General features: G+C 35.9%; 8 protein-coding genes. 4 read left to right on the forward strand and 4 right to left on the reverse strand.

Going from position 1 to position 7429, the window contains the following annotated elements:
• The coding region (locus NC818_07400; protein ID MCM8784567.1) for a hypothetical protein at positions 1 to 219 on the reverse strand (219 nt) is incomplete at its 3' end.
• A 240-nt stretch (positions 220 to 459) separates the two neighbouring features.
• A complete protein-coding gene (locus tag NC818_07405) occupies positions 460 to 1260 on the reverse strand; it encodes an alpha/beta hydrolase (protein ID MCM8784568.1) in 801 nt (266 codons plus the stop codon).
• A gap of 207 nt (positions 1261 to 1467) precedes the next feature.
• On the opposite strand from NC818_07405, the gene NC818_07410 reads away from it, so the two are divergent.
• On the forward strand, positions 1468 to 2484 hold the full coding sequence (locus NC818_07410; GenBank protein ID MCM8784569.1) for a hypothetical protein: 1017 nt from the start codon (positions 1468 to 1470) through the stop codon (positions 2482 to 2484).
• A gap of 2 nt (positions 2485 to 2486) precedes the next feature.
• Here NC818_07410 and NC818_07415 read toward each other — a convergent pair whose 3' ends face one another.
• Entirely contained in the window at positions 2487 to 3281 is a 795-nt protein-coding gene (locus tag NC818_07415) for an SAM-dependent chlorinase/fluorinase (protein ID MCM8784570.1), read from the reverse strand.
• 96 nt (positions 3282 to 3377) lie between these two features.
• On the opposite strand from NC818_07415, the gene NC818_07420 reads away from it, so the two are divergent.
• From NC818_07420 to NC818_07430, 3 genes are read left to right on the forward strand one after another with little or no spacing between them, the layout of a single operon-like run.
• On the forward strand, positions 3378 to 4547 hold the full coding sequence (locus NC818_07420) for a hypothetical protein (protein ID MCM8784571.1): 1170 nt from the start codon (positions 3378 to 3380) through the stop codon (positions 4545 to 4547).
• Complete coding sequence (locus NC818_07425) at positions 4547 to 5458, forward strand: hypothetical protein (protein MCM8784572.1); 912 nt, start codon at positions 4547 to 4549, stop codon at positions 5456 to 5458. Before NC818_07420 ends, NC818_07425 begins: the two co-directional genes overlap by 1 nt.
• Position 5459: 1 nt before the next feature.
• Complete coding sequence (locus NC818_07430; GenBank protein ID MCM8784573.1) at positions 5460 to 6701, forward strand: hypothetical protein; 1242 nt, start codon at positions 5460 to 5462, stop codon at positions 6699 to 6701.
• Here NC818_07430 and NC818_07435 read toward each other — a convergent pair whose 3' ends face one another.
• A complete protein-coding gene (locus NC818_07435; GenBank protein ID MCM8784574.1) occupies positions 6702 to 7175 on the reverse strand; it encodes a hypothetical protein in 474 nt (157 codons plus the stop codon).
• Positions 7176 to 7429 lie beyond the last annotated feature (254 nt).

A 7429-nucleotide genomic window follows, 5' to 3' on the forward strand; every position in this document is an offset into this window, starting at 1 on the left:
TGGTTGTTGTTCAAAGAACATGGGCAGGCATGAAGTTCGATTTTCTCCCTGAGAACACTCTTCCGGAATCTGGGTTATTCTCTGATTCTCAATGTCATTGAGAATCGGCGGAAGGTAATATCGTGCCTTGAGAAATCCTTCGTTGAATACCATACCAAAAACATTTCCTACGACTAGAAATACCCCCAAAATAGCTACTCCTAAAATTTTGCCTTTCATTTTTCCCTTCTTTCTTCCTTCACAAATTGCTCTATTGTTCTACGGTTAAATTGTTATACTGGGTTTAACCAATTCCCCATCACTATATCTAAACCCCTTAGCCTCAATTTTGATATTTGATTTTTATTATCCCTCCTTTCTCGGCTCAGATGCGGGTTTTTATTTTATATAAAATATAACGCGATTTTAACATTTTGTCAAATTTTTTTTAGTTTGTAATAAGTTAAGAATAAATTTTATTCAGAGGTTCTTTCGGAAAAACTCAATGATTCTTCTCTGGTATTCCTCAAAATAAATCCCATAGCCCTCACCATGGCCTGCACCAGGGATAATCCAGAGTTCTTTGGGAGGTTTTGCTTTCTCAAATAAGACCTCCGCATTTTCTTTGGGTATCTGGAGATCTTTTTCTCCATTGAGGATAAAAACTGGATAAGGAGAGATTTGGGCAATTACCTCTTGAGGAGAAATTTTTTTAGGGTCAATCCCAAAGCGTAAAAAGTAAGTCAATCTTAAGAAGACATTAAAAGGAAACTTAGGAAAACCATAAAGAAATCTGGCATGATGGACCATGGAAGAATAGAGACCCTTATAGGAACTATCAGAAATCACTGCCTTAATCCGGGAATCTTTGGCGGCAACCATTATGGCCACTGCTCCACCCAAGGACAAACCAAAGACTCCCAAATTTTTATTTTCTAAATCAGACCTGGCAAAAATATAATCAATTGCTCCCTCTAAATCCCTTTGTTCAAGATAACCAAAAGAGGTCGTTCTTCCCTGGCTTTCACCGTGTCCACGAAAATCAAAAAGAAATAGATTAAAATCCGCATTATAAATAAATTCAGCTATGCCCAGGAGGTCTGATTTATTTGTTCCTAAACCGTGGCATAAAACTATTGTAGGAAAACCTTTGTCTTTTAAAATTAGCCAGCCCTTAAGCTTTAATTTGTCTTTACTGTAAAAATTGACTTCTTCGTAGGAAAGATTATATTCTGAGGGTAAAGAATTATCTTGCCAGCGTGGTAAAAATGTATTCCGCACAAGAAGTATAAAAGTAAAAACAAAAAGTCCGCAACTTAAGAGAAAAAGGATGAAAAATGCATATATAAACTTTGACCCCACATATTTTAATATATCACTCTCTATAAAGAGGGTCAATAATTTTAAGTTTCCTTGTCGGTTGACAAATTATATGTTATATTTTTAAAGGAGGTCTTCAAGCAGAATTTATAAGCAGAGGGATAAACGATGCCCATTATACTCATTTGGATTTTGGGATTAGAACTTTTTTGTAACCCTGTATCCCAGAATATTTTTTTAAAAAATTTAAGCAGCCGCAGGATAAAAGAGACCGAACAGAAGCCCCAAGAAAAAATAATCTCTTATCTTTTACAGCAGAGAGGATTTTCTGAAGAAGCAAAAAAGAATTTAACCCCCGAAATGAAAAAGTATCTTCCTGAATTTTTTCTGGAGCACCTTATACAAAAATCAGCCCAAAAAGGTAGAACCTTAGAAAATTATTTAGATTTAATCAAAGAAGATGAGGCCGAAAGAAATTCTCTCATTAGTGAACTGAATATCTCTTTAGAGATATACCCTGAGGCATACTTTACATGCTTTTTCAGATTTTTAAGCGAGGTAGTAAAAAATTATTTTGATGAACAGATTCATTTAAAGGTCTCCAATGAAGATTATAAATGGAACATAAAAAGTATTGCCGGAGCTACCGGTGCAGAGGCTTATTCGATTGCCATGATTTTACATGACCGTTTGGAAAACTATGCCCGAACTAAGATATTTCATAATTTACCAGACGGACAAAGAGAAAAATCGGTCAAAGAATGGCTTGAAAGATGGAGGGTAGTAATAGAGTTATACGATATTGCTACCCCATCTTTACTTATTGCCAAGCAAGGCAGGTATAACTACGCTGAAATTTTTGAGGTTCGCAGCTCAGCTGTCCCCCGCACGCAATATGTCAACTCTTTGTTGGAAAAATATATTATTGATACCGATAAGCCCAACATAAAAGAAGTCTATCCAGAATTACAGGCATGGGTTAAACCAAAGTATATTAATTTGACCGAAGAAATACAGTTAGAAAGACTAAAATCTCAACACGAAGTTGTCTTCTTTATGTATTCAGACATTCCTGCTCCTCGGGAAGCCACAGTAATCAAGATAGCAAAAGAATTTTTCAACCAGAAATATAAAGGTTTACTTTTCTTATCTGCTTTACAATACGAGATAATCCCTCCCCCTTAGTCTTAAGCATCTATTATAAGATTAATGGTAACCTGCTCTCCTTTCTTAATCCTTAGTTCCTTAACCGCACTCCCTTGACTTACGGCAATCTCCAACAAATTCCGGCTGCCCCAGATGGCTAAAAGCTCTCCTTTCTTACTCTGACTATAAGAGGTATTTATCCTAAAAATTTTTTTGTCTTTTATTTTAATAAAGAATTTATTTTTCTTGATTACTTGGGCAAAAAAATTTTTATCAATATTGGTAATGAGATTGCCAAAGTGGTCAATATGGATAATCTCTCCGCTTATGCACTTATCTTTTATTATTACTTCAGGTAAGGCAATTTTTTTAATCATTTTTATCTCTGGCCCAAATTCAGATAAAGCCACCCCTCGGGAAAGATAGGCGGCTACTGGTGCCATAATATCCCGGCCGTGGAAGGTAGAGCTGATTTCGGGTAAGAAGAATTTTTTATTCCTTACTGCAATTATCTTCTCAGGATTATCTTTTTCTAAAACCCTAGTGAGAATTCCATTATCCGGAGCAACAAAAAAGTAATCTTTGGTTTTTACAATAATAATTTTTCTTTTTGTGCCTACACCCGGGTCTACCACACAGAGAAAGATTGTTTCCTTAGAAAAAAATTTATAAGCAGAGGCTAAACAGTAAGCCGTCCAGGCTACATCCTGAGGGGGAATTTCGTGAGTAAGGTCAAGGATTTGTGCCTGGGGATTTATCTTTAAGATTACTCCCTTCACTATTCCCACATACTCATCACGGAAACCAAAATCAGTAAGCAGAACAATATTTGCCATTATCATTATTATTTTATCATAATTTCCAAGAAAATTATTTTCTTATTTTCTTCCCTTGTCAAGTATGAAATTGTGTGTTATATTTTAAAAGAGAGAATGAGAAAAAGATTATTTTTAATGCTGGTAATTATTTCCTTGGGAAAAGTCTTAATTTTAATTCCCTCAGAAAATCTTCTTTATCGGCGTCTCCGCACATTACTTGTTTTCCCAGATTGGATGGAGAAAGCCAGAATAACTGCAAAATTTAGAGAAAATTTAGCGAAGAAAAAAGTCCCCTGGGAAAATATACAGATTGCTCAGGAATATAATATCCTGGAGAAATTAGAAAAATACTGGAAGACAAATTTATTCAGCCCGGAAGAGTTGGTAAATGTTTTTATTTACTGGACAAATACCATAATTAAAGAAAAGGAAACCCTTAGGGTTTATGGTTTGGATTTTTCCTCTATAATAAAAATTGTGGACTTGGGGGTAGGAGGTTGGGCAGATGTAGGAATAATTGCAGATTTGTATCCCCAGGCAGAAATCGTGGGAATAGAAAAATTCAGTTATCCTTATGACCAAGCCCAACAGACCTTACAAATCTTAAAACTCCCCGAAAAAAAGGTGAAAGTAATCCAAGCAGATATGACCCAATTGGATGGAATTGTGGAAGCCAATAAACCGGTGGATAGATTCCGGATTAAACATCCCGGGAAAATGGTGGGTGTGTATCTGGTAGGTTATGGAGAGAATACGATAATTGGTTTAAAGTGGATGGAGAGCCTTTTCCGAGGAATCTCAAAACGCCTTTCCTCCCAAGGAATCCTCACCATTACTATGGAAGAAACCGAGAGTTTTGACCAGAGAATTCAGGAAACAGCCTTTTCTCTTTCGGGATTTAAGATAAGAAAAGTTTCCCCTCTTGTCTACGAAGGCCCTCACGATACCCGCGGACTGGCTTTATTGGGGCTTTCTCCTTGGGTGGAGACAGATTATGAATACACCGCTGACGAAAAGGCAATAGAAAAATTGCTGAAAATATATGAGAATAGTCAGAAAATAGAAGAAGAATTTACTCCCCGCATAATGACCAAACTCTTTATGCTGGTAATTTCTCCAGAAAATACAGACTTGGCAAATTTTATTGGCTTGCGTGCCCTGGCTAAGGATGATTTTCAAGATAGACTTATAGAGATTATGCAAACCGCTTTTGAAAATTTTGGCTTTGATAAAGAAGAAGCTTGGGAGGAAATTAAGTTAAATTTAAAAAAAGAATTGGGCTAATGAGAACAATACCTAAGAATCTATTTTGGGGATTTTTCCTTTTCTTACCGTTAAATTATACCTTTATCTCAGAGAAGGTCTTTTTATGTCGGCGCATAAAAAATCCCATTAATCTCGTTCAGCTTTCTGATAGCGAGAAAAAAGAACTTCTGGAGAAAAGGATTGTTGGCAAGGAGATTACTACAGAAAGTTGGGAAAGGGAATGGGTGGAGGAGGAGTCAGCCGCAGAGCATCCACGGATAAATTATCTTATCTGGTTAAAAAATTTAGGAAAAATTTCTACGGTTATTCAACGGCCACTAAGAATATTTTATCCGGGAATCGGCCCGGGACCGGGAGGAATTGACCTTATCTCTCCCTTTATTGCTTTTCCTAATGCCGAAGAAATATTTGCTCTGGATATTAAAAAAGACATAGACAGTCTAAGTCTATTTGAAAGGTTTGTAAAATTTGACTTAAAAAAACTTATTGAAGCGAAAATTGTTTCCCAATTAGAATTTGAAGAAAATGAAAACTTAACCTATACCTTAAAATTTAAATTCTTAGATAAAGCACGAAAAGTAAAGTTCTATTTTGGGAAAGATGCCCATTATTTTTTCCCTCCGGAGTTGGAAAAAGGTTATGATGTTTTATACACCCGCTGGACCTTTAAAGGTGCAGAAGATAAATGGCTCAATCCCTTAAAGGATAAAGAAGCAAACGAAATACGCCGAAAATGGTTAAATTTTATGCAGCGGGATACAGGATTTATTGTCTTGGACACTAAGAAAGGGGAAGGGAGACCTTTCTTTGATGAAAAAGATAACCCTTTCTGGGATAATTTTTTTGAGATAGATTTTAAAAATATAACTACCACCGTAATTGCCAATTACCGCATAGCCCATCTTTTAGTGATAAAAAATCAGCCTTAAATTGAAAATAAAAACGGGAATTTTAAAACTAATTTTTATCTTCTTGGGGATAGAGACCTTCTTCCTAAATTCTCCTACCCCAGAAACCTCTTTTCTCTGCGAGAGAAGAATCCGCGGTGATTTTTCTGTGCGTCAACTTACCATACCTGAATATTTGAAAAATTATAAATCAATAAAGGATTATTTCTTAAAGAAATTAGAAAATAAAAAAGTCCCTTCGGAATATCTCAAAATCGGAGAGAAATTCAAGATCTTAGATTGGTATAAAAATTATTTCTGGGAAAAACTCCTTCCGCATTATTCTCCTTCGGAGATCGCCTACAAATTGATTGAGGTATTTATCCGTGATATAGCGTTTACTATAACTTTTCAGGAAATTACCTTAAACCCACCCCAGAAAGTCCTTGATTTAGGAAGTGGCAGTGCAGATTATTTCCGTGCCTTTGCCAATCTTTTTAAAGGATTTATCGCCATCTTAGGAATAGAAAAGGAAAGTTTTTGGACTAAAGAGGCAAAGGATAATATCTCAGATTTTGGATTAGAAGATTTGGGAAAATACATAGATGTCTTAACAAAAGATATGTTTGCCTTGGATGAGGCAAAGACCGTTTTTGATTTTAAACCCTATGATTTAATTACTTTACTTCATCCTAATATCTTTTCCCCGGTAATTGATATTTTGAGAAAAGAACCAGAAGATATTGCCCAAACATATTACCGTATCCAATTGATTAAACAACTCTTTCAGAAAATTGCTCAAGAGTTTCTTGCTAAAAATAAAGAAATGATAATTACCATTGATAAAACCTATGTCCCTGAAATCCATTCTCTTAAAGAGGTAGAAAAGAACCTGCCTTCTTTCTTACCCAATTATCTCCATTATGTTGGGTTTGTCTGGGCCTTGCGTCTTTCGGGATTTTCTGAAGAAATTGTTCCGGCTACTCTGGTATTTCCCCAAGCCAATCATTTAGAAAAAACTGACCTTAAACTAAAAGGAAACCGAGAAAATATAATTCAATTTGTTTTCCTCTTAGAAAGACTTCAGGAAGTAGCCATTAATTTTACAGTAAATATCGCCCTGGATTTATTCCGGCTCACTTATGGAGAACGTTTTGTGGGGGTAGAAATCCTTGGCCGACCGGACTTAAAACCTTTTCTCTGGGATGCACTTAAAGAATATGAAATAAAAAAAGACAAGGGCCAACTTGCCTTAAGAATTATTACCCTCTTAGGTAAAAAATAATTAGTCCTCTTTGCGCAGTTCTAAAGGAGGAAGATTATATTTTTTTCTTTGTGTATTAATAATATCAATTACTATACCAATTGCACGTTCGGGATACCCCGTCATTAAGACTAAATCCTTTGCGGAAGGGTTTTTCCCCCCGGAAACAATTTTGTAATATTCATAAGCATAAAGGACACCCTGAGCGTTGGCAAAGTTTTCTGGCCAGTTTTTCTCAAAATAGAGGGGAGGCTTTGCTTTACTTTGCAAAATTTTATTAATTCTTATCATATTTTTCGCTAAACGCGCTACAGGCCACTTCAAAATTTGAGCAATCGCTCCATAGGAAGGAATTTTTCCAAGATGTTCCTGAACATAGGTCCAGTAGGCAGAATTTACTTCCTCAACATCTGCCTCGGTTATTCCTTGAGCAGTTCTTGCAACCGACCCCTCAATTTCTATTACTTCTGCTCCTCTGACAGAAAGAGACTCCATTATGGCTCTAATTCTCTCCTGTAAGCTCTGAGGAGTAAAAAGAGCCTCCTTTGTTTCTGGATTGGTGAAAATGGCAAGTAAATCTCCAAGAGCTACTTTTCCCTTCTCTTCTTTAATCCGCTTTATTTGGTAATTTCAAGAAAATTGTGTAAATTCTCTTAAAGGGTGTTCCCTCCAGCAATTGTTTAAATGAGAAAATAGAGCATAAATTATTCTGTCACAACTCTGCCTGCTCATAAATACATTTAAAACAC

This window comes from Candidatus Omnitrophota bacterium, assembly GCA_023819145.1.
In the GTDB taxonomy this organism is placed as follows: domain Bacteria; phylum Omnitrophota; class Gorgyraeia; order DTHP01; family DTHP01; genus JBFWKV01.